This window comes from Paenibacillus sp. 2TAB26, from assembly GCF_052115145.1.
GTDB lineage: Bacteria > Bacillota > Bacilli > Paenibacillales > Paenibacillaceae > Pristimantibacillus.
Window position 1 is genome coordinate 204,539 of sequence record NZ_JBFRGC010000004.1, and the last position, 20,899, is coordinate 225,437.

The 20,899-nt window shown below is 44.3% G+C and carries 21 protein-coding genes; 18 read left to right on the forward strand and 3 right to left on the reverse strand.

Annotated features, from left to right (window positions below):
- Position 1: 1 nt before the first annotated feature.
- From AB4Z50_RS05430 to AB4Z50_RS05505, 16 genes are all read left to right on the forward strand, one after another.
- Positions 2-943, forward strand: coding sequence for a metal ABC transporter permease (locus tag AB4Z50_RS05430; protein ID WP_441876616.1), 942 nt, complete (start codon positions 2-4; stop codon positions 941-943).
- Positions 940-1,809 carry a metal ABC transporter permease gene (locus tag AB4Z50_RS05435; RefSeq protein WP_441876619.1) on the forward strand — a complete coding sequence of 290 codons (870 nt, stop codon included), beginning with the start codon at positions 940-942 and terminating at the stop codon, positions 1,807-1,809. The genes AB4Z50_RS05430 and AB4Z50_RS05435 overlap by 4 nt, the downstream gene beginning before the upstream one ends.
- Before the next feature lie 141 nt (positions 1,810-1,950).
- The gene (locus tag AB4Z50_RS05440) at positions 1,951-3,405 is read left to right on the forward strand and encodes an ABC transporter substrate-binding protein (RefSeq protein WP_441876622.1); all 1,455 of its coding nucleotides are present in this window, start codon (positions 1,951-1,953) and stop codon (positions 3,403-3,405) included.
- 177 nt (positions 3,406-3,582) lie between these two features.
- Positions 3,583-4,335 carry a Cof-type HAD-IIB family hydrolase gene (locus AB4Z50_RS05445; protein ID WP_441876625.1) on the forward strand — a complete coding sequence of 251 codons (753 nt, stop codon included), beginning with the start codon at positions 3,583-3,585 and terminating at the stop codon, positions 4,333-4,335.
- A gap of 7 nt (positions 4,336-4,342) precedes the next feature.
- Entirely contained in the window at positions 4,343-4,825 is a 483-nt protein-coding gene (locus tag AB4Z50_RS05450) for a DUF456 domain-containing protein (protein WP_441876628.1), read from the forward strand.
- A gap of 27 nt (positions 4,826-4,852) precedes the next feature.
- On the forward strand, positions 4,853-5,578 hold the full coding sequence (locus AB4Z50_RS05455; RefSeq protein WP_441876631.1) for a ThuA domain-containing protein: 726 nt from the start codon (positions 4,853-4,855) through the stop codon (positions 5,576-5,578).
- 20 nt (positions 5,579-5,598) lie between these two features.
- Entirely contained in the window at positions 5,599-7,242 is a 1,644-nt protein-coding gene (locus tag AB4Z50_RS05460; RefSeq protein WP_441876634.1) for a putative polysaccharide biosynthesis protein, read from the forward strand.
- A 222-nt stretch (positions 7,243-7,464) separates the two neighbouring features.
- Positions 7,465-8,898, forward strand: coding sequence for an ABC transporter substrate-binding protein (locus tag AB4Z50_RS05465; protein WP_441876637.1), 1,434 nt, complete (start codon positions 7,465-7,467; stop codon positions 8,896-8,898).
- 156 nt (positions 8,899-9,054) lie between these two features.
- Complete coding sequence (locus AB4Z50_RS05470) at positions 9,055-9,753, forward strand: response regulator transcription factor (protein WP_339204471.1); 699 nt, start codon at positions 9,055-9,057, stop codon at positions 9,751-9,753.
- A gap of 66 nt (positions 9,754-9,819) precedes the next feature.
- On the forward strand, positions 9,820-11,163 hold the full coding sequence (locus AB4Z50_RS05475) for a sensor histidine kinase (protein WP_441876642.1): 1,344 nt from the start codon (positions 9,820-9,822) through the stop codon (positions 11,161-11,163).
- A 96-nt stretch (positions 11,164-11,259) separates the two neighbouring features.
- Positions 11,260-12,441 carry a polysaccharide deacetylase family protein gene (locus AB4Z50_RS05480; RefSeq protein WP_441876645.1) on the forward strand — a complete coding sequence of 394 codons (1,182 nt, stop codon included), beginning with the start codon at positions 11,260-11,262 and terminating at the stop codon, positions 12,439-12,441.
- Positions 12,442-12,585: 144 nt separating this feature from the next.
- On the forward strand, positions 12,586-14,205 hold the full coding sequence (locus tag AB4Z50_RS05485) for a copper amine oxidase N-terminal domain-containing protein (RefSeq protein ID WP_441876648.1): 1,620 nt from the start codon (positions 12,586-12,588) through the stop codon (positions 14,203-14,205).
- 45 nt (positions 14,206-14,250) lie between these two features.
- Positions 14,251-14,598, forward strand: coding sequence for a thioredoxin family protein (locus tag AB4Z50_RS05490; RefSeq protein WP_441876651.1), 348 nt, complete (start codon positions 14,251-14,253; stop codon positions 14,596-14,598).
- A 156-nt stretch (positions 14,599-14,754) separates the two neighbouring features.
- On the forward strand, positions 14,755-15,684 hold the full coding sequence (locus AB4Z50_RS05495; protein ID WP_441876654.1) for a COX15/CtaA family protein: 930 nt from the start codon (positions 14,755-14,757) through the stop codon (positions 15,682-15,684).
- Positions 15,685-15,745: 61 nt separating this feature from the next.
- Entirely contained in the window at positions 15,746-16,462 is a 717-nt protein-coding gene (locus AB4Z50_RS05500) for a Cthe_2314 family HEPN domain-containing protein (RefSeq protein WP_339204464.1), read from the forward strand.
- A gap of 19 nt (positions 16,463-16,481) precedes the next feature.
- Positions 16,482-17,264 carry an SDR family oxidoreductase gene (locus tag AB4Z50_RS05505; protein ID WP_076267524.1) on the forward strand — a complete coding sequence of 261 codons (783 nt, stop codon included), beginning with the start codon at positions 16,482-16,484 and terminating at the stop codon, positions 17,262-17,264.
- A gap of 120 nt (positions 17,265-17,384) precedes the next feature.
- Here the strand turns inward: AB4Z50_RS05505 and AB4Z50_RS05510 are convergent, their stop codons facing one another.
- Positions 17,385-17,630: a NifU family protein gene (locus AB4Z50_RS05510; RefSeq protein ID WP_054026871.1), complete on the reverse strand. Its 246-nt coding sequence runs from the start codon at positions 17,628-17,630 to the stop codon at positions 17,385-17,387.
- 86 nt (positions 17,631-17,716) lie between these two features.
- Here AB4Z50_RS05510 and AB4Z50_RS05515 point away from each other — a divergent pair, with 86 nt between their 5' ends.
- Complete coding sequence (locus AB4Z50_RS05515) at positions 17,717-17,989, forward strand: YuzB family protein (protein ID WP_339204462.1); 273 nt, start codon at positions 17,717-17,719, stop codon at positions 17,987-17,989.
- A gap of 9 nt (positions 17,990-17,998) precedes the next feature.
- Here the strand turns inward: AB4Z50_RS05515 and AB4Z50_RS05520 are convergent, their stop codons facing one another.
- Positions 17,999-19,066, reverse strand: a complete 1,068-nt coding sequence (locus AB4Z50_RS05520; protein ID WP_076267526.1) for an NAD(P)/FAD-dependent oxidoreductase — start codon at positions 19,064-19,066, stop codon at positions 17,999-18,001.
- Positions 19,067-19,128: 62 nt separating this feature from the next.
- Positions 19,129-20,232, reverse strand: coding sequence for an aminofutalosine synthase MqnE (gene mqnE / locus AB4Z50_RS05525; RefSeq protein WP_076267527.1), 1,104 nt, complete (start codon positions 20,230-20,232; stop codon positions 19,129-19,131).
- Between the two features lie 250 nt (positions 20,233-20,482).
- On the opposite strand from mqnE, the gene erpA reads away from it, so the two are divergent.
- On the forward strand, positions 20,483-20,845 hold the full coding sequence (gene erpA, locus AB4Z50_RS05530) for an iron-sulfur cluster insertion protein ErpA (protein ID WP_339204459.1): 363 nt from the start codon (positions 20,483-20,485) through the stop codon (positions 20,843-20,845).
- Positions 20,846-20,899 lie beyond the last annotated feature (54 nt).

Here is a 20,899-nt window from a genome sequence, read left to right on the forward strand (position 1 = left end):
CATGGATAGAATATGGTTGATGCTGACCGATCCGAATATGCAATGGATTTTTCTAGGCTGTACACTGCTTGGTTTAAGCAGTGGAGTGATCGGCTGCTTCTCGTATCTTCGGAAACAAAGCTTAATGGGCGATACGTTAGCCCATGCGGCATTGCCAGGCATATGCATTGCATTCATGCTCACTGGCGTTAAATCGATTGGACTGTTTCTCATAGGAGCAGGCATATCTGGTCTTATCGCAACATTCGGTATTGGATATATTACTCGAAACTCTAAGCTTAAACAGGATGCAGCGATGGGGATCGTCTTGTCAGGATTTTTTGGCCTAGGTATCGTATTGCTTACACTTATCCAGCATGGCAGCTATGGCAATCAAGCCGGATTGGATAAATTCTTGTTTGGGCAGGCGGCTTCCATGATTGCATCTGACGTTATTACGATGACAGTCGTGTGTGTGTCTCTTATTACGGTTTGCACGCTGCTCTTTAAACAGTTTAAAATTATTTCTTTTGACCCCGGGTTTGCTAGAGGTATCGGTTATCCCGTAGCCTTTCTTGAGCAGCTGCTCATGCTTCTAATCGTCGTTGCTGTAGTAGCGGGCATTCAAGCGGTAGGTGTCGTACTCGTAGCTGCGCTGCTTATTACACCGGCCGTATCGGCTAGATACTGGACGGATCGCCTTGGGCTCATGGTTGTATTGTCAGGCATATTCGGTGCAGTTAGCGGTGCGGCAGGCACTTGGATTAGCGCATCGGTGTCTAACTTGCCAACGGGACCTGTTACGGTGCTGGCAGCAACATTGCTCTTCTGCATTTCCATTCTATTTGGTCCACAGCGCGGATTGCTTGCCAAAAGACTGGTGCGCCAAAGAGTGAAGCAAAGCTATAATCGTGACACCGATATGCTGCTTGAGGGCAAAGTGAAGAAGGAGGCGGCATTATGAGCGACTTCTGGATCTTGCTTACAGGTGCTCTAGTAGCAAGCTGCTGCGGTATTCTAGGTGTATTTCTTGTTTTGCGCAAAATGGCGATGATCGGCGATGCCATTAGCCACTCCGTCATGCCCGGTATCGTTATCGCGTTTCTGCTCAGCGGCTCGCGCGATTCGCTGCTAATGATGTTCGCAGCACTATTATGCGGATTGCTGACGACCTTTCTTATTCAAATGTTTCAGCAAAGCGGCATTCAATCCGATGCTTCGATCGGCGTTGTCTTTACAGCATTATTCGCCATTGGTGTCGTTCTCGTAAGCTTGTACGCTCGTCAGGTGCATTTGGACCAGGATGCGATTTTGTACGGTGAGATTGCGTATGTGCACTGGAATATTTGGGAGCTTGGCGGCGTGAATATGGGCCCGAAAGCCGTTTGGCTGCTCGGCACAACGCTGCTGATTATAACGTCAGTTATCGTTTTGTTCTATAAACAATTCAAGTTATGCGCGTTTGATCCTGCCCTTGCGGCTGCAATCGGCATACCTGTAGCTATCTTTCATTATTTATTAATGGGTCTCGTCTCGATGGCTACTGTAAGCTCCTTTGAAAGTGTAGGAGCGATACTCGTTGTAGGACTGCTGATTATCCCGGCATCTACCGCTTATTTACTGACAGATCGGCTCGGCCTGATGATCGTTTTGAGTGTAGCAGCCGGCGTAGCTAGTACATTCATCGGCTATGGTGCAGCTGTTTTATTGGATGCTTCAATTGCTGGCTGTATGGTGTGCGCAGCTGCAATATTGTTCGTTATCGCATTTTTGTTCTCGCCCTCGCATGGCATTGTAATCAAGAAACTGCGTCTAAGAAAGTTAGCATAATAATTGCGAAAAGCATCCTAAATGGATGCTTTTTTCATATTTATTTCAAAAAAAGGTGTATAACTGCAACTTTTATCCAAAAAGAAACGTAATGTAATTGGTACATATTAGGAGGAAACTGAAGAGGAGAGAAAATTGAACATGAAAGTGTTGTCAAAATTCGTCATACCGCTAGTTGTTTTTACATTATTGGTAACCGGTTGCAGCTTTGGGGGCAAAAACGAACAAAAAGAAAATGAACAGTCAACGCTGAAAATTATGTATTACGATGAAGGTTCTTTCTTTCAGGAGTATGGCATGGTGTTCTCGGCATTATATCCAAATATCGAAATTCAAGTCGTAGAAAATAGGAAAATGTATCAAAGCGAAAACAAGGATATGGATGCTGCACTCGACAAGTTTATTACGGAGGAGCAGCCAGATATATTGATGCTTGATACCGATCAATACAAAAAGATGGCACTTGACGGCAAGCTTTATGATCTTGATCCGGTTATGGAGAAGGAAAAGTATAATACAGAGGGCTTGATTCCCGGCATGCTTGATTATTTGAGAGAAAATGGCGGCGGACAGGTTTTTGGCATGACGCCAAGCTTTTATAGTCAAGTTATGTTCTACAACAAGGATTTGTTTGAGAAATACCAAATCGAGCCGCCGACCAATCGCATGAGCTGGGACCAGACGATACAATTGGCACGCCGCTTCCCTACGGATGGTGACAAAAAGGAACGCGTATACGGGCTGAAAATGGGCTACAGCGAAGATTTATTTGAAATGGCAAGCATTCTTGCTAATTCAGAGAACGTTAATTATGTGAATGCTTCGCAAAAACAAATGACGATAAACACAGATTCATGGAAAAATGCATTTAAGCAAGCGATTGACGCATTGGATTCGAACGCGCTTTATTTTGATAGCATGCGTAATCAAGGTGGCGACGAACCGATGTCGCAAACCTATGAGGACTATTTGTTAAGCGATCCCTTCATAGCGGGCCGATTGGCGATGACGATGGGCGATATTAATTTCATCAATCAAATCAAGCAAGCGGCTGAGAATGAGAAAGTAAAAGATAAGATCGTGAAAAACTGGGATATTGTAACGGTTCCGGTTGGACAACAAAATCCGGATCAATCAAGCATGATGTCTTTCAACAACATTTTCTCCATTCGCTCGGAATCACCAAGTAAGGACGCTGCGTGGAAATTCCTTAGCTATGTAACGAGTGAGGACTTTGCAAGAGTCAAGTCGAAGTCGAACAATTATAATGGCTTGCCCGTCCGCACTAAATATATTACGGATACAGAAGGGCATAATTTTGCGGCATTTTATGATTTGAAGCCAAGTACATTTAATAGCTATAAGGATTTTGACAAGCTGCCACAAAGCTTCTGGGGAGAATTTAGAGGGGCAGCCAGCCAAGAGCTTGAAAAAGTGAAGAAAAAGGAACAGGAACTCGATGCGGCGCTTGATATTTTGCAGGTGAAAGGCCAAGAAATGCTGTTGAAGGAAGATCCTGTACCTACTGAAGGTGCTGAAGGAGCTGGAACTACGGAAAGCAGTGGATCTGTTACTACCATTGAAACAACGGAGTAAGTTAAAAGATGGGGAGCATGCTTACGCAAATTAGCGGAGGCTGCTCCTTTTTTCTGAGCAAGTATGATGAATTCGTGTTTTTTAGAGTGACTTTCATTTGGAATCTGTCGTAAATGTGCTAAAATAATTTACTAGTTAGGTACAACAACGATACGGCATTTACGAGGAGGCACAATATTGGGAGATTATAAATTGCTTGCGCTTGATATGGACGGAACATTGCTAAATGAACAGAGTGAAATTAGTACAGAAAATGCAGAATGGATTCAAAAAGCACTTGATGCTGGAGTTATTGTCAGCTTCTCAACGGGCAGAGGTTTTCGCAGTGCATTGCCTTACGCTGAGCAATTAAAGCTGGAAACACCTATGATCACAGTAAACGGCAGTGAGATTTGGCATCGTCCGCATGTGCTTCATAAACGTACTCATCTAAGTCACGTTTACGTGCAAAGGCTGCATGAGCTTGCTCTCGCACATGGCGAGCCGTGGTTCTGGGCGTATACAGCTGATGAAATTTACAATAAAGAGAAATGGATTACGCCTGCTGATGATTATGCATCACATCACTGGTTGAAATTCGGCTATTACACAGAGGATGACAACACTCGAGAGAAGCTGCTGGCTGAAGTACAAAGCTGGGGAGCGCTTGAGATTACGAATTCATCTCCATTTAATTTGGAGCTTAATCCGCTCGGCGTTTCAAAGGCAAGCGCACTTCAAGAGCTTTGCGGCTTGCTTAACATCGAGATGTCGCAAGTCATTGCTGTTGGCGATAGCTTGAACGATATTGCGGCGATTCGCGAAGCCGGCTTAGGCGTAGCGATGGGCAATGCGCAGGAATCGGTCAAGGAAGCTGCAGACTTCATTACTTTTACGAATACTGAGCATGGAGTTGCAGAAGTGATTAGACGTTACCTTCTGAAGGGATGAGAAACGTATGGATATTTTAGGCTGGACATTAGTTATTCTATTATTTGTAGTAGGGATGGCAGGAGCTATTTATCCGATTCTTCCGGGAGCTCTTGCCATTTATGGCGCATTTTTTGTTTATGGCTTATTTTTCTCGTTTAGTGAATTTGGTTTTTGGTTCTGGTTCATTCAGACGGTAACTTTAATCGTGCTGTTTGTCGCCGATTATGCGGTTAGCGCCTGGGGCGTCAAACGATTTGGAGGCTCGCGAGCCTCAGTGATCGGCAGTACAATTGGTCTTATCTTTGGTCCTTTCGTTATCCCAGCACTTGGCCTTATTATCGGTCCTTTTGTGGGTGCCGTCATTGGTGAGATGATTATCGGAACACGTTTTGACAAATCGCTCAAGGTTGGTTTAGGTTCAGTTGTAGGATTGTTTTCAAGCGTAGTCGTGAAGGTAATTTTGCAGCTGGCGATGATCTTGGTGTTTGTCCTATGGCTCGTCTTTTAATGAAATGAATAAAAGGTGGATAGCTCAATGATTAAAGTAACCGTATGGAATGAGTTTTTGCATGAGAAGATTCATGAGGAAGTCAAAAAAATATATCCAGATGGCATTCATCAAGCTTTAGCCAAAGGGATCGCAAGTGGAGATATCGAAGTAGCGACATCAACGCTTGAGGAGCCGGAGCATGGCCTTACAGAAGAGCGTCTAGCCAATACGGATGTTCTAGTATGGTGGGGACATATGGGGCATGACCAGGTGGATGACGCCATTGTAGATCGTGTTCAACAGCGCGTACTCGCAGGTATGGGCTTAATCGTGCTGCACTCGGGTCACTTCTCAAAAATTTTCAAAAAGCTGATGGGCACAGGCTGTGATCTCAAATGGCGTGAAGTGGGCGAGAAGGAAAGAATTTGGGTCGTAAATCCAGCGCATCCGATAGCAGCCGGCTTGCCGGAATACATTACGCTGGAGCATGAGGAAATGTATGGTGAGCATTTTGATATCCCAGCGCCGGATGAGCTTGTTTTTGTGAGCTGGTTTGAAGGCGGCGAGGTGTTCCGCAGCGGCTGTACCTTTAACCGCGGCCAAGGTAAAATCTTTTACTTCCGTCCGGGGCATGAGACTTATCCAACTTACTATAACCCGCAAGTGCTGCAAGTGATTCAAAATGGTGTGCGTTGGGCTTCTCCATCTCATGCAGCAGTGCCCGTACGCGGCAATCATCAGCCGCTGGAGCCCATTGGAAATAAAGGATAGGGAGACTTTGACAGACCATTATGCTAAAAAAAGACTCATTAATTAAAGGCACAATTATACTGGCAGCCGCAGCGCTGGTCGTCCGGTTTCTCGGCTTGTTCCAGCGGATTCCGCTCGAATATATGCTGGGAGCTGCCGGACAGGCGGCATTCAACTCAGCGAATACGATTTACTTATTACTGCTAACGATTGCGACGGGCGGCATACCGCTATCGATTAGTAAAATGATTTCTCAGCGCTATGCGCTTGGCCGCCCCGATGAAGCCAAGCGAATTTATCGAGCGGCATTAATGTTTGGAGCAGTGACAGGGATATTGCTTGCCACTGCGATGTTTGTTTTTGCACCAGCTTATGAACGGTTCTCGAAGGTGCCGGATGCAGCTTTATCGCTGCAAGCTATAGCGCCTGCGCTGCTGCTATTTCCTATTATTGCGATGATGCGAGGTTACTTCCAAGGACGGCAGATCATGTCCGCAGGCGGTATTTCTCAAATCATGGAACAAATTTTGCGGCTCATCGGTGGAATTGGACTAGCCCTGATCGTACTCGGCTGGGGCTGGGGAGATAAGTACGGCGCTGCAGCTATTGCGTTTGGTTCTGTACTCGGAAGTATTGGTGCATTTTCGGTTATGATGTGGTTTTGGCGGAAGCTGAAAAAACAAGATCAATCGGAGCATGCCAAATCCGCTATAAGTGTGAAGGATAAGTCGGTAAAGACAAGCTCCAACCTGCCTTATCGGACTATTTATAAAGAAATATTCGGCACTTCCATTCCTGCTGTCGTAACGGCTATGACGGTACAGCTATTGTACTTTTTTGATATAACGATATTTATGCGATTGACGGAATCCTTTTATAATGAAAATTCTGCAACAAAAGCGTTGGCGGATTACTCCACGAAGGCGATGGGGATAGCGGGCATACCTCCGATTCTTGCGATTGCGCTTGGCGCTTCGATTATTCCAATCATTTCCTCGGCATTTGCCTTGAATAATATGAAGGAAGTGCAGCGTCAATCCTCGCTCGTCATGCGGATTGTGTTGTTTACAGGCGTACCGGTTGCGCTGCTGCTGGCAGTAGCCTCTTATTCCGTAACTGGACTGTTATTTACGACTCCAAGCGGAAGCGGGACGGTAGCGATGCTTACAGCCGGAGCGATCTTCCAAATTACAATGATGATTTCTAATTCGATCCTATACGGACTCAACAAGCCTAAGCTGCCGATGAACCATACGTTTATTGGTTTGGCGCTTAAAGTGGTGTTCAGTCTGGCGCTTGCTCCTTTGCTTGGCGTATACGGATTTATTATTGGATCTACGATTTGTTTCGTTGTCATTACGTATTTGAATTTAAGAAGCATTAACAAGGACGTTAACTTGAACGTGCTAGGCGGCAAATGGATTGCCTATTTGATCGCAATTGCTGTACCTGCCCTCGCAGGCTGGGGAGCTGAGTACGGGGTGCTGGCTATTACGGGAGCATGGGCAGATAAGCTTTCCTATTTCTTGGCAGCAGCTGTTGCATCTATTGTTGTAGGCTCACTTTATCTCATATTGCTCGCTGCGCTTCGCGTTATTACACCAGAGGATGTGCGCTCGTTCCCAGGGCCGCTCCGCAAAATACTCGGGATTGTTTTAAAGCCATTTTACAAAAAAGCGGTATAATCATAAGTTATCATGGAAGAAAGGACACAGCCCTTATAGGGGGATGTGTCCTTTTTTTCGTTAGAGCTCCCGCACTGCTTCGAAAACTTTGAAAAACTTAAGCATTCATTAAGCTAATGTTAAGAAATAGCAGAGAGAATTAGTAAGTTTTTTCCTCTAGACTATATATCAGTAGGATATGGATACATATTAGGGATATGTGGAGAGGGAGAGAAACGAGAGATGAAAGTAAGGTCAAGGTTTGTTTTATCAGTCGTTGTTTTGGCATTAGTGGCAACTGGCTGCAGCTTTGGAGGGGACAATAAGGATAGTAATAAAATGAAGCAGTCGTCACTGAAGGTCATGTATTACGATGAAGGCATGTTCTTTCAAGATTATGGTATGGTGTTCTCGGCATTATATCCGAATGTTGAAATTGAAGTCGTCAGCAATCAGTCGATGTATAGTGAAGAAAATACAGACTACGATACTGCGTTTAACAAATTTATAGAAGAAAAACAGCCTGATATTTTAATGCTGGATGCAGAGAGGTACCAAAAGCTGTCACAAGAAGGCAAGCTTTATGATCTCGATGCTGTTATGGAAAAGGAAAAGTACGAAACCGAGGGATTGATTCCCGGTATGCTTGACTATTTAAAAGAGCAGGGCGGCGGAAAAGTATACGGTTTAGCGCCTAGCTTCTACAGCCAGGTTATTTACTACAACAAGGATTTATTTGAAAAATACAAAATTGAGCTTCCGCGAAGTCGAATGAGCTGGAATGAAACGATACAATTGGCGAGGCGTTTCCCTACGGGCGGTGATAGGAAGGAGCGGGTATACGGTTTGAAGATGGGATATCGCGAGGAGCTGTTTGATTTGGCCATTATGCTGGCAGAGTCTGAAAAAGTTAGCTATGTGAATGCTGGGCAAAAGCAAATGACCATACATACGGATTCGTGGAAAAATGCATTTCAGCAGGCGCTGGATGCAATAGAATCAAACGCGCTTTATTTTGAAAGTATGAGCAGCCAAGCGGGAGCGATGTCACAGTCCTATGAGGATTACCTGTTATCAGATCCTTTCCTGTCCGGCCGTTTGGCGATGACGATTCAAGACGTTGGTTACACGAACCAAATCAAGCAGGCAAGCGACTATCCAAGCCTAAAAGATAAGATCGTAAAAAACTGGGACATTGTGACAGCACCAATCGGACAGCAAAGTCCAGATGAATCAAATCTGATGTCATTTAATAATCTGTTTGCAATTCGAGCAGACTCTCCAAACAAGGACGTCGCATGGGATTTTCTCAAGTATGTGACAAGCGATGATTATGCAAGAGTAAAATCAAAGTCGAACAATTACAATGGTTTGCCGGTTCGCACGAAATATATTACGGATGTTGAAGGGCATAATTATGGTGCATTCTATGAGTTAAAGCCAAGTGCTTTTAATGGCTACAAAAATTTTGACAAGCTGCCTGACAACTTCTATGGGGAATTCACAACGGCGGTTAAGGAAGAGATGAAAAAGGTGAAGGAAGACACACAGGATTTAAACTCTGCACTTAGTATATTGCAGGTTAAAGGCCAAGAAATGCTTGCTAAAGAAGATGCTGCACGGCCGGATGACGCAGCTGCTGGTGAAAACAGCGAAGCATCGTCCAAAACGGAGTAAGAAATCAATCATAAAGGGGAGCTTGCTTACGCCTTCAAGCGAAGTCTGCTCCTTTTTTTATTTGCGGCGCCACACTGTAACATACATAAATGAACCAATGGATACAGATCATGTTATATTTAATGAGAAGCACACCGCAGGAGGGAGTACAGAGATATGAATAGAGAAACGATACTTATGGTAGATGATGAGAAGGAAATATTAAGCCTAATGGAGATTTATTTTAAAAATGAAGGATTTACGATGCTGAAGGCATCCAATGGGCTTGAAGCGCTGGAGAAGCTTAATACGCATAAGGTGGATCTTATTATACTTGATGTGATGATGCCTGTTATGGACGGGCTTGAAGCATGCATGAAAATTCGCGAGCAAAACCATATTCCGATTATTATGCTGTCCGCCAAATCTCAGGATATTGATAAAATATCGGGACTTAGCCTTGGTGCGGACGAATATGTCACGAAGCCATTTAGCCCGCTGGTACTGCTCGCCAGCGTCAAATCGCATATCCGCAGAGCGAAGCAATTTCATTCGAAAGCGAGTCATAATGACAATGAGATCATCATTGATGATCTCATTATAAATACAGCTACGCATACGGTAACCGTTGATCGGCAGGAAATTAAACTAACGCCTCGTGAATTTTCTATTCTTACCCTGCTGGCAGTCAATCGTGGTATCGTCCTCAGTATGGACAAAATATATGAGAGCGCTTGGAACGAGCCTTTTATGGAATCCAAAAACACCGTTATGGTTCACATCCGTAAAATTAGAGAGAAAATTGAGAAGGACGCCCAAAATCCGAGATTTATCAAAACCGTTTGGGGAATAGGCTATAAAATGGATGCGCTATAGGCATCGTGTGAACCTCGTCTTCCACCTGCCTATTTAGATGCAAACCTCGCAAATGAAGGTGCTGAAATGATGAAGAAAAAGAACAAATTCAACTTAAAGGCAGCTGCAGCAAGTTTAGGAGCAGCGGTGCTGTTTGCTGTGATTGGCTGGATGTTGCTGTGGTTTATGTTAGATATAAAGCCATACGACAAGACAATTATATGGGCAATTGAGAACATCGGATCAACGCCAATCGCAGCTGCTGCGGGTTTATTGATTTTTGTAATATGCTACAGGAAGCTTGACCAGCGTGGAGCGAGTGATAATCAGAAGGGCTATAAGTTTTTCCGTACCATTCGCTTATCCTTTATCATTGCTTTCTTACAAAGCTTAGGTCTTATGTTATGCTGCGTCATTGCAGGACATTTGCTTGCCTATTTTCTTATACAATACACATCGTATAATCGTACATTAATTTGGATCGTAAACAATATTGGTTCTGCCCCTGTCATTGCTATTTTTGGATGTCTGCTTTTTCTAGCGTTATTTTTCTGGACAAGCAGGAACATGATTAACTATTTGAAGGAAATCCGATTTGGCCTGCAGCAGCTGGGTGCTGGGGAGCTTGATTATGTTATTCCTGTCAAAGCGTCGGATGAGCTTGGAGAAATAGCAAGCAGCATAAATGGATTAGGCCAGCAATTCAATCAGCTGCTGCAGGATGAGCGAAATGCCGAGAAATCAAAAAATGATTTAATTACCGGTGTATCTCATGATCTGCGTACACCGCTTACGTCCATTTTAGGTTTCCTTGAACTGATCGATCAGGATCGGTATCAGGATGAGGTAGAGCTCCGATATTTCGTTAACATCGCCTATGAGAAATCGAAGCATCTGAAACGATTAATCGATGATCTGTTTGAATACACAAAGCTAAACAACGGCATGCCGCTGGAGCTTGATGAACTAGACATTGTCGGCTTCGCACTTCAGCTTACGGAGGAGTTCGTTCCAAGCCTAGAGAAGGCCAAGATGACCTGCAATATTCAAACAAAGGAAAACACATTGTTCATTATGGCGGACGGGAATATGCTGGCGCGCGCCTTCGATAATTTAATGACGAACGCCATTCAATATGGCAGCTCAGGCAAAATTATCGATTTGCAGATCGAGAATATAGAAGATCGAGCTGTCATTCGAGTTATTAATTACGGCGAGCAAATTCCGGCACAAGATGTTCCTTTTATTTTTGACCGCTTCTACCGTGTTGACCGATCACGATCTTCTGAATCGGGGTCTGGAGGAACGGGGCTTGGACTCGCGATTACCAAAAGTATTATCGAAGCGCAAAATGGACGAATATCGGTTAGCAGTTCCACTAAGGAAACGATATTCGAGATGAGCTTCCCGTTGGCGCATCTTGAAACTTAAGATTTCTTTAAGCATATGTTAAGCGGCTATAAACGCAGTCGATAAGATTTCTCCTCTACACTATCCATTAGTTGGGTAGTTGAGGGGGAAATCATAATGGATCAAAAGAAAAAAGCAGCGCTAGCAATCGTCATTGCTGTCGCTATGATGGTTGGATGGCTGCTGACAGGATGTTCAAATGAGAACAAGGTAAACAGCGTTCAATTGATAGTAAATGGTACAAAGCTAGAGGGCCAAGCACCTGCTATGATTCAAAACGACCGCTTGATGGTGTCGGCGCAATATTTGGAGCAAGCGTTTGACAAGCAGTTTGATTTATTCAGTATGTCTTCTAGTAAAAAGAGTGTTTATTATTCAGAGCAGGTCGCCGTTCTTATGTATCATGATATCGCAATAAAACCTCAGTCTGATGGCATTATTGCTGTGGAGCGATTTAAAAAACAAATGCAGCTTGTGAAGCAAAACGGCTTTCAAGTTATTACTATTGAACAATATATTAACTTCATGCAAGGAAAAGGCCATGTGCCGGACAATGCGCTGTTGATTACATTTGATGACGGCTATGAAAGCTTTTATAAGCTTGCTTATCCGATTCTGAAGGAATACGGTTATCCTGCTGTCAACTTTGTAATCGTCTCGACGATCGATGACCGTACGAAGCCGGGAACACCAAAGCTGACTTGGGATCAGATGAGGGAAATGCAGCAAGTGGGAATGAGCTTTATGAGCCACACCTTTGATATGCATCGTTATGGAGCAGTGAACGAACACGGTAATGAAGCGCCTGTCATGTCCAAGCTTAATTATGATAAACAAAAGAAAAAGTTGGAAACAAAGGCGGAGTACGTTGAACGGTTGAAAAAAGATTTGCTTAGGGCTGAGGAGCGGCTGAAGAGTGAACTCGGCAATAAGGTGAGTGCACTTGCGTTTCCATATGGTGCTCATAATGAAGCTGTTTTGGAGCTGACAAAAGCGGTAGGTATACCTATTACGTTTACGACGAAAGAAGGCATTAACTCTAAGTTGCATCACAATAGTTTCCGAATCAATGGGGCAAGAGCAGGTGAAACCGAAGAAGAGCTTTTCCGTAAGTTGAAGGGCGATCATTCTGCTAAGCTGTTTATTGATGAGAAAGAGGTTCCTGGCATCCATTTCTCCGAGAAATCCGGTACTGAGGTGCATATGATTGCGTTGCGAGACATTGCAAATTATTATGATTGGAAAATCAATTGGCGTCGTGAAACAAAGCAAGTGGAAATTCAAACAAAACAGTCGTAATGTCTGCTTGTAAAAGGCTTGAAAATTCGACAAAACTAGTGCTTTCCATACATTTACAACAAATAGAGTCTCCTGTACAATGAGTAGAGTTTGTGAATAACAATAACCTGCTTATTGATGTTCGATAACAAAGGAGACGAGTGGATGAAATCATTTTTTGCAAGACCAAGCAAGTTATTAATTCTTTTATTAGCTTTAACACTTATTTTCGTTGCCGGTTGTCAAGCGGTTTCCAATCTTGATTTTAATACGGCGCTCAAAAACTCGCTTAAAGTTACTTCAAGTGAAAGCAAGCAGTCGCTAGAATTTAAGCTCTTGCTAGATGAGGAAGCCTATGAAGGTGCTCCTGAAGAGGAACTTGCCATTATGAAGCTGGTTTCCAATATGAAGCTTCAACTGGATCATGTTAAAGCGCAGGACAGCTCAAATATCTCCATGGATGGAAGTCTCGTTTTTGGAGAAACGGCAAGCATTAAATTTTCATTGAAAATGTCTGACAAACTTGCTGTGATGGAGCTTGAGGGAGCAAAGCATCCTTTTGTGCTTGATCTGACGAGCGAGGGTTTGCTTGGTTTGACAGGGGTATCAGATTTGACGGGCTTGCCAGCGGGAGCAGCATCTGCTGAAGCACCGGCAGTTGATGAAGCGGCGCTAACTGCGCTTGGCCACCAGATGCTGGATACCATTGGCTCGTATGTTATACATAACCTGCCAAATCCAGAACGAATTGAAGTGAAGCCAGTAAATGAATCCATTAATGGTTCACCGACTTCATTGATGAAAGTGCATGTTGACCTCGATGGTCCTGAAATTTGGGCATGGGTGAAAAAATATGTTGATGCCCTTGTTGCTGATCGTGCTGGTTTAGACAAGATGATAACAGGCGTGTTTGAGATTCTTCAGAGCAATCCAAATGTATGGGCAGCTGCAGGTACGATTAACCCATTTGAAGGCAGCGAATTAGATACTCAGGATCCTAAGGAAGCGATCAAGGAAGCAACGGACGCTATCGCTCTTCTCTTAACGGAGCTGCAGGGCGAGCTGAAGCTGCTTGAGGAAGAGCCGGATGAAACATTAGATGAAATTTTCAGCAAGGACCTAACCATCAAAGCAGATGTTTATTTCGATAATAAGCTAGATATGCGGAAGCAAGCCTATGAGCTTTCTTATGTTCCAACAGTGGACCTAGAATACGGTATTTTGCCGGTTAAAGGGCTGACAATCAAGGTTGAAAGCGAAACTTGGAATGTAAACGGCGATGTAAAGGCAGATGCGCCTGTAGCATCCAAGACGGATATTTCTGTAGATAAGCTTTTTGGCATGCAAGGTTATCAAGTATTGAAGCAATTTGATGAAAAATCATTTGCTTATGATTTATTGAAAAATAAATTGCATATCGGCAAGCAGAACATCACATGGTATCCTTCTGATTATTATAATCCTGTCATTTTGACTGCCGACAATATTACAATTATTCCTCTCCGCGATACGGTTGAGCAGTTGGGTGCTACCCTGACGTATGACGCAAAAACAAAAAGCTTAAAAGTTAATGACGGAGCTACAAATACGACCATTGTTCTAAAAAATGGCAGCGATACAGCCGTCGTTAACGGTAAAAATGTAAAATGGGCGTTCCCGGTAACCGTTATTAATGGTACGACATATGTTCCAGCGCGTAATTTGGCTGCAGCATTAAAAGCAAAGATTGGCTGGGTCGACATGGGCGAAGACATGAGAATATTTACGCTGGATCGGGAAGTCTAAGCAACATAAGATCATGTTAAATACAACGATGTGCAGAGGTGTGAGATGAAAAAGTTAACGACAGATGAGTCTTTCCGCGAAGCAGTGGCAAGCGAAGGGCTCACGATTGCAGTATTTAAGACGACTTGGTGCAAGGATTGCCATTTTATCGATCCGTTTATGCCGGATTTAGAACGTCATTATGAGGGCAAGGTTACTTTCATCGAGCTGGATCGCGACGATCTACCTGATCTTTGCTCCGAGCTGAACATACTGGGCATACCTAGCTTTATCGCTTTCCGTGAAAGCAAGGAGCTAGTTAGATTCGTTAGCAAGCTGCGCAAATCACGCGAGGAAATCGAGGAATTCGTCGATCGTGCCATCCAAGTCAGCGATGCGCTGGCTCATAAGTAATCGTTAGTCCGCGCCTTAGAGAATTCATTCTCTCAGCGCGGGCTTTCCTTTTTTTCAGTGCTTCTACTTGAAGTGTCACATTTTCAACATGGCTTTTGCCTTTTTTTATGGCTATAATTGAACTGTTATTAAAACATGAAATAAGGTGATTTTATTATGGTAACCGGGCGTTTTCGCGCGTTAGCTCTCGCTGCGTGCATCGGAATGCTTCTTGTACTGCTCGGCGGAGCATTAGTGACGAATACGGATTCTGGACGAGGCTGCGGTGATGACTGGCCTTTGTGTCATGGCAAATTTATTCCTGCTTATACAATTGAATCCATGATTGAATATTCACATCGGCTTGTGACAGGTTTTGAAGGTCTTCTTGTTCTCGCTACTGCCGTTGCAATGTTCCGTAAATTTAGGCAAAACCGAAAAAGCTACAAAGAGCCACTTTTTTATGCTGGCGGTGCATTGTTATTCACAATCATCCAAGCGTTAATGGGGGCGGCCGCCGTCATGTGGCCTCAATCGCCACCTATTATGGCCATACATTTTGGTATTTCATTAATCGCTTTTGCAGCAACACTGCTGTTAGTCATTTGGACGTTTAGAGCGAAAGACGGACCGCCAGTAGAGTTTAAAGTACCGCGCTCAATTTTCCCTCGCGTCCTGCTTACCGCTATCTTTTGTTACGTTGTTGTGTATTTGGGAGCATTCATTCGGCATACGGAGTCTGGCGGCGGATGTCTAGGCTGGCCGCTTTGTAACGGTGAAGTAATTCCAGAGATTAGCGGAGCAACAGGAGCGGTATTTATCCACCGTGTGGCTGCTTTGCTGCTAGGTATCAGCCTTGCAGGATTGTATCTCCATATTCGTAAGGTCAGCCATGGCGGAGCGGGATTAACGAAGCCTGCTGCGTGGACGCTCGGACTTGTCATTACTCAAATTTTCAGCGGCGCACTTTTGACAGTTACGATTACAAACTCAGAGTGGTTTCTGTTCACCAATTTATTGCACAATCTGATTGTAACCGGATTGTTTGGATTATTAATGGACATATTAATTCGTTCATGGCGCCTCAGAGAAGGGCGCAAAGGATAGTAAAAGCATTTGAAATGATCAAAGTCAGCTGTAAGCATGTAAATGTAGAAGGGACTGTTCGATGATGCTGCGTTTCCTGTTTGATGAACCCTTAAGAAAAGCGGAAGGAACCCTTGCAGAAACGTATCGTTTCATGGATCAGTTCATCTCCATTTTGTCCAAAAAAATGGCTGAGAACGGAGCTGACGTTCAAAAGCTGCGCAAATATGAGATTTGGACGCTTGGACTTCGTTCTTCATTGGACGAGCTAGAGCAAAGCCATTATGTCGCCCTTCATTTTCAACATAAAATTACTTCCTCATCTCTCAAACAAATGACAGATGAGGAACGTATCCATTATAATCGTTATATCTACTTTGATAAAAACGCTTTTATCCGTGTATTTTCTTTGCTGGATAAGCTTGGTACGTTCCTTAATGAGCTGCTCGATATGAGAACGGAGCGGATCAAGCCGCATTTTTCTTATTTCACCGTTTTGCGCAACATGCGCGAAAAGAAAGCTCATCCAGGGCTTACTTGGAAGCTGAATGATGTGAAGGAGAAATACAAGGAATCCACAACAAGAATGCGCAAGCGCAGAAATACCGAGATTCATTTTATGAACTCGGAGATGCAGGATGATCTTATTCAAAGCAGCCGTATGTACGGTGAAGAGATCAAGCTGGAAAATGTAGCAGAGCAATCCGCTGATTTGACGCAGGGTCTATATTTAGCGATGGAATCGCTGCTGCTCACGTATCAATACGCATGCGGATTGATGCGAAACAAGCAACCATAATCCCGAGGGGGGAAAACTCGTGGGACTCAAAGGGAAAACAGCATTAGTAACAGGCAGCGCTAAGGGACTCGGCAAACGAACGGCGCTCCAGCTTGCTGAGCAAGGCTGCAATGTTGTCATTAACTACTACGAGAGCGAGCTTGAAGCACAGCAGGTAAAGGCACAGATCGAGCAGCTTGGTGTAAAGGCAATTACCGTGCAAGCTGATATTGCTACGACTGAGGGCGTTGAGCGGCTTGCTGACGAGGCTGAGCGCTCGTTTGGCGGCGTAGATATACTGGTCAACAACGCAGGCCCATTTGTCCGCAAGCGGCGTCTATTCAGCGAATATGATGAAGAGACTATTATTAGACTGCTCCATGGCAATTTGTTAGGCGTTATGCTGCTGGATCATCGCCTGCTGCCTGGCATGCGTGAGCGCAAATGGGGACGTATCGTTCACTTTGGCTTCGGACATGCAGGAGAAGCGCGGGCTTGGCCGCATCGAGCGGTATATGCCGCAGCGAAGACAGGACTTGTCTCGTTTACGAAGTCGTTAGCAGTCGAAGAAGCACCGCATGGCATTACCGTTAATTTAATTGGGCCTGGAGATATTCGGGGCGTCAACAAGGAACGATCTATTGCTGAGGTTGAGGAAGACTACGATAAAGAATCGCCGATCGGTCGTCCAGGCACGGGCGAGGATGTAGCGCGCGTGGTGCTGTTTCTATGTGACCGGCAATCGAATTTCTTAACAGGCAATGTAATTGATGTCACGGGAGGCTTTGATCCAATCGTCGCCAATATTAAAGGGATGTTCTGATCTTATAGGATTTTAAAAAAAAGAGTCTTATCGTTAAGCTTCGGAGCTAGCTCCTATGCTGTCGATAAGACTCTTCATCATTTGTCATGCCTAGAGCAATCATGATTCGTTCTTATATTTTTAGAATACTTGAACGACTTCGATTACACCTTCAACTTCTTCGAGAAGTGCGCGTTCGATACCCGCTTTAAGCGTGATCGTCGAGCTTGGGCAGCTTCCGCATGCACCCATTAGGCGAAGCTTGATGATGCCGCCTTCAACATCGACTAGTTCAACATCGCCGCCGTCGCGCTGCAAAAACGGACGAAGCTTATCGAGTACGTCCAATACTTCATCGTACATCGTGTCTTGTACTTGTTCACTCATTGCAATCATCTCCTTTCTCCCCTATTATAGTACAAAGTGAAGCAATTGAAAATGGATAGTAACTTAGTAAAGTTAGGTGAGGCCTCATGTTTAAAACAATGATTGAGTTTTGTGCCAGTAATATGCACCATGGCACTGATCGTATAATGCAATTATTTGAGCAAAATGATGAATACGAAGTAACCGAATATGGCTGCTTAGGCAACTGCGGCGAATGTTATTTAAACCCATTTGCGTTAGTTGAGGGTGCAATCGTATCCGCAGACTCGGTAGACGAGCTGTACGACAATATTTTGAAAGCCATTGAGCAGCAAAAGGCAGATCAAGATGCGCTGGATAAGCTGCTCGATGATTTGTAATACCATGTACTAGCCAAGGTGACGTTTAGATCTCCAAAGCACTCCACTCTTAACAAGGCGTGGCACACGGCCCATAATCGCGGTTCCGCCCATCAAGCCGAAGCCGCTTTTTTTGCCAAGTGAACCAAGAACGCCTTTTAGCTTGATTTTGCCAAGACGAGGTGTCTTATCATGCCAGATAGCCTGCAGGACCTCGGCAATTTGCTTGCCTTGGGCACCTGCGGCTTGACCGCTTGGCGACAGCGGCAGTGCTGCGCAGTCACCAACGATAAATACATCGGTATGATCCGGCAATTGATGATACTCATTAATGATAAGTCTGCCTTGATTATCCTTCGGCAATTCCATTCGCTGCACAAGCGGTACAGGCTGGATGCCTGCTGTCCATACCGTTACGTCTGTATAAATAGGCGTTGAAGAATTACCATCATGCAAAATGCCGCCTTCGACTTTTGTAAGTCCGACATGGCCGCGCATTTCAACATGATGCTCTCCGAACCATTCCGCTACAAAGGATTGCAGCTTGCTTGGGAAAGCCGAGAGCACTTTAGGTCCGCGATCCAAAATGCGAATGTTAAGATCCGGACGACTCTCGCGCAGTTCCGCTGCAACCTCAACACCGCTTAGTCCGCCGCCTACAATGGACACTTGGCCATAAGGTTTAACGTCATTGAGCTGAGCGTAGGTTTGTCTAGCGGCTGAGAAGGTCTGAATGCTCGTAGAATACTGCTCAGCGCCTTCAATCCCATGATATTTATCCGTACATCCAAGGCCGATCACAAGCCATTCATATTCCATTGATTCTTGACCTTCGATATGAACAAGCTTCAGCTCCATATCCACATCGGTGACCTCGCCGTAAGCGAGTGAAATTCTTGGATCAACCGGAAACTTTACGCGAAGCTCCAGGTCTGAAACAGTTCCTGCAGCAAGCGCGTAATATTCCGTTTTTAAGCCTTGAAAAGGCATTCGGTCAATCAGTACGATGGAAACATCGATCGGCAACTGTTTTTCTAAGAGCTCGTTAGCTATGGCAAGACCGCCATAACCTCCGCCCAAAATAATAAGTTTTCTCATATGATTTCCAACTCCACGTTTCTAGATGATGGTCTATTTTGTGCGTTCGTGTTGTAGATTACTCACTCGTAAACTTTAATTTCATTGTAAAAAGTATCACGTTCTACCGGAATTCGTCCTGCGCCTTTAATGAGCCAAATGAGATCTTCGCGCGTTATGCCTTCAGGAGTTAGGGCACCTGCAGCATGGCTGATTTTTTCCTTCACAATCGTGCCATGCGCATCCGATGCTCCCATCGTTAATGCGACTTGTGTAAGCTGTACACCAATGTTAATAAAGTAAGCTTTAATATGCTGGAAGTTGTCGAGCATCAACCGGCTGATTGCAATCGTCTTAAGATCCTCGAAAGCTGAATTACGTCTGCGAATGCCGGCTCTTGGATTAATCGGCTGCATGGAAAGCGGAATAAATACTTGGAAGCCGTTTGTTTCGTCTTGAAGATCACGAATATGCATCATGTGGCGAATGCGGTCTTCTTTCGTTTCAATTGAACCATATAGCATGGTTGTGTGCGTGCGCAGGCCTAGTTCATGGGCAGTCCGGTGAACCTGCAAATATTGGGTAACATCGGCTTTGTCTACACGCATTTTTTTGCGGTAATGATCTGATAATATTTCTGCGCCTCCGCCTGTTAGCGACTTCAGGCCGGCTTTCATGAGCTCCTCAAGCACCTCGCGGTAAGTCAAGCCGCTGATTCGGGAGAAAAAGTCGATCTCCGCTGCAGTATAAGCCTTAAGAGTTACGTCGGGATAACGCTCATTTAATGCTTTCAAAGAATCTACATAATATTGGAAAGGAACATTCGGATTATGACCGCCTACGATATGAAATTCCCGAACGCCAGGGTGGAAATGCTGTTCTACATATTCAATCATTTGCTCGCCGCTAAGCGTGTAGGAGCCTTCCTCGCCTTCATCCTTGCGGAAGTTGCAAAATGCACAATGAGCTTCACATACGTTCGTAAAGTAAAGACTCATGTTCTCAATAAAATAAACCTTCTTGCCATTTTTGCGCAGGGCAACTTCATTTGCGAGCTGTCCAATTGTAAGCAGATCGTCTGATTGATATAAGAAAACACCATCTTCAAGCGTTAAACGCTGCCCATGACGCACTTTTTCAATAATGTGCTGCATCTTTGTATCCTCTGTCGGTATTATAACGTTCATGGCTAAGCCTCCTGATTTAAGTAGTTTGTGAAAAAAATAACTTTCTTTTCCGATTAAAGAAGCTGTAACTATTATAAACCTCATACGTAGCAGGGGCAATAAGAAAAGTATTGGCATTTACACAAATTGTAAATTTCATTTGTGGGCATGCTTCTATTGAGCAACTGAACAAACTGGAGTATACTACAAATAAGTAAGTGAAAAGTAATCAGCAATTAAAACGAATGATGGATAAACGGAGGGATGTAGCATGATCACAATCAGTGATACAGCATCTGACAAAATAAAAGAAATGCTTGCTGAAGAGGGCGGCCCTGAAATGTTTTTGCGCATTGGCGTAAAAGAAGGCGGCTGCAGTGGTTTCTCTTACGGCATGGGCTTTGACGATGAAGAGCATGAAGGCGATAAGGCTTTAGATATGGAAGGCCTTAAAGTGGTTGTAGATGGAGAAAGCGTCAAATACTTAACCGGTCTTGTTATCGATTTTAAGGAATCGGCAATGGGCGGCGGTTTTACGATCGAGAACCCGAATGCAAGTGCAACTTGCGGCTGCGGTTCATCGTTCCGCACAGCGAAGGATGCAGGAAAACCAGCTGCAGCAGGCGAGTGCTAATAACGAGCGGTGAATGTTATCTTCCGAAATGCGTATGAAATTCATATGCATTCC

What these genes read in the sequence shown, in the direction of transcription:
- AB4Z50_RS05450 (WP_441876628.1), top strand. Translation starts at nt 4,343, where the DNA reads ATGGATATTTTAGGCTGGACATTAGTTATTCTATTATTTGTAGTAGGG.
- AB4Z50_RS05430 (WP_441876616.1), top strand. Translation starts at nt 2, where the DNA reads ATGGATAGAATATGGTTGATGCTGACCGATCCGAATATGCAATGGATT.
- AB4Z50_RS05500 (WP_339204464.1), top strand. Translation starts at nt 15,746, where the DNA reads ATGATGCTGCGTTTCCTGTTTGATGAACCCTTAAGAAAAGCGGAAGGA.
- AB4Z50_RS05460 (WP_441876634.1), top strand. Translation starts at nt 5,599, where the DNA reads ATGCTAAAAAAAGACTCATTAATTAAAGGCACAATTATACTGGCAGCC.
- AB4Z50_RS05515 (WP_339204462.1), top strand. Translation starts at nt 17,717, where the DNA reads ATGTTTAAAACAATGATTGAGTTTTGTGCCAGTAATATGCACCATGGC.
- AB4Z50_RS05480 (WP_441876645.1), top strand. Translation starts at nt 11,260, where the DNA reads ATGGATCAAAAGAAAAAAGCAGCGCTAGCAATCGTCATTGCTGTCGCT.
- mqnE (WP_076267527.1), bottom strand. Translation starts at nt 20,232, where the DNA reads ATGAACGTTATAATACCGACAGAGGATACAAAGATGCAGCACATTATT.
- AB4Z50_RS05440 (WP_441876622.1), top strand. Translation starts at nt 1,951, where the DNA reads ATGAAAGTGTTGTCAAAATTCGTCATACCGCTAGTTGTTTTTACATTA.
- AB4Z50_RS05465 (WP_441876637.1), top strand. Translation starts at nt 7,465, where the DNA reads ATGAAAGTAAGGTCAAGGTTTGTTTTATCAGTCGTTGTTTTGGCATTA.
- AB4Z50_RS05435 (WP_441876619.1), top strand. Translation starts at nt 940, where the DNA reads ATGAGCGACTTCTGGATCTTGCTTACAGGTGCTCTAGTAGCAAGCTGC.
- AB4Z50_RS05470 (WP_339204471.1), top strand. Translation starts at nt 9,055, where the DNA reads ATGAATAGAGAAACGATACTTATGGTAGATGATGAGAAGGAAATATTA.
- AB4Z50_RS05490 (WP_441876651.1), top strand. Translation starts at nt 14,251, where the DNA reads ATGAAAAAGTTAACGACAGATGAGTCTTTCCGCGAAGCAGTGGCAAGC.
- AB4Z50_RS05520 (WP_076267526.1), bottom strand. Translation starts at nt 19,066, where the DNA reads ATGAGAAAACTTATTATTTTGGGCGGAGGTTATGGCGGTCTTGCCATA.
- AB4Z50_RS05495 (WP_441876654.1), top strand. Translation starts at nt 14,755, where the DNA reads ATGGTAACCGGGCGTTTTCGCGCGTTAGCTCTCGCTGCGTGCATCGGA.
- AB4Z50_RS05510 (WP_054026871.1), bottom strand. Translation starts at nt 17,630, where the DNA reads ATGAGTGAACAAGTACAAGACACGATGTACGATGAAGTATTGGACGTA.
- AB4Z50_RS05475 (WP_441876642.1), top strand. Translation starts at nt 9,820, where the DNA reads ATGATGAAGAAAAAGAACAAATTCAACTTAAAGGCAGCTGCAGCAAGT.
- AB4Z50_RS05485 (WP_441876648.1), top strand. Translation starts at nt 12,586, where the DNA reads ATGAAATCATTTTTTGCAAGACCAAGCAAGTTATTAATTCTTTTATTA.
- AB4Z50_RS05455 (WP_441876631.1), top strand. Translation starts at nt 4,853, where the DNA reads ATGATTAAAGTAACCGTATGGAATGAGTTTTTGCATGAGAAGATTCAT.
- erpA (WP_339204459.1), top strand. Translation starts at nt 20,483, where the DNA reads ATGATCACAATCAGTGATACAGCATCTGACAAAATAAAAGAAATGCTT.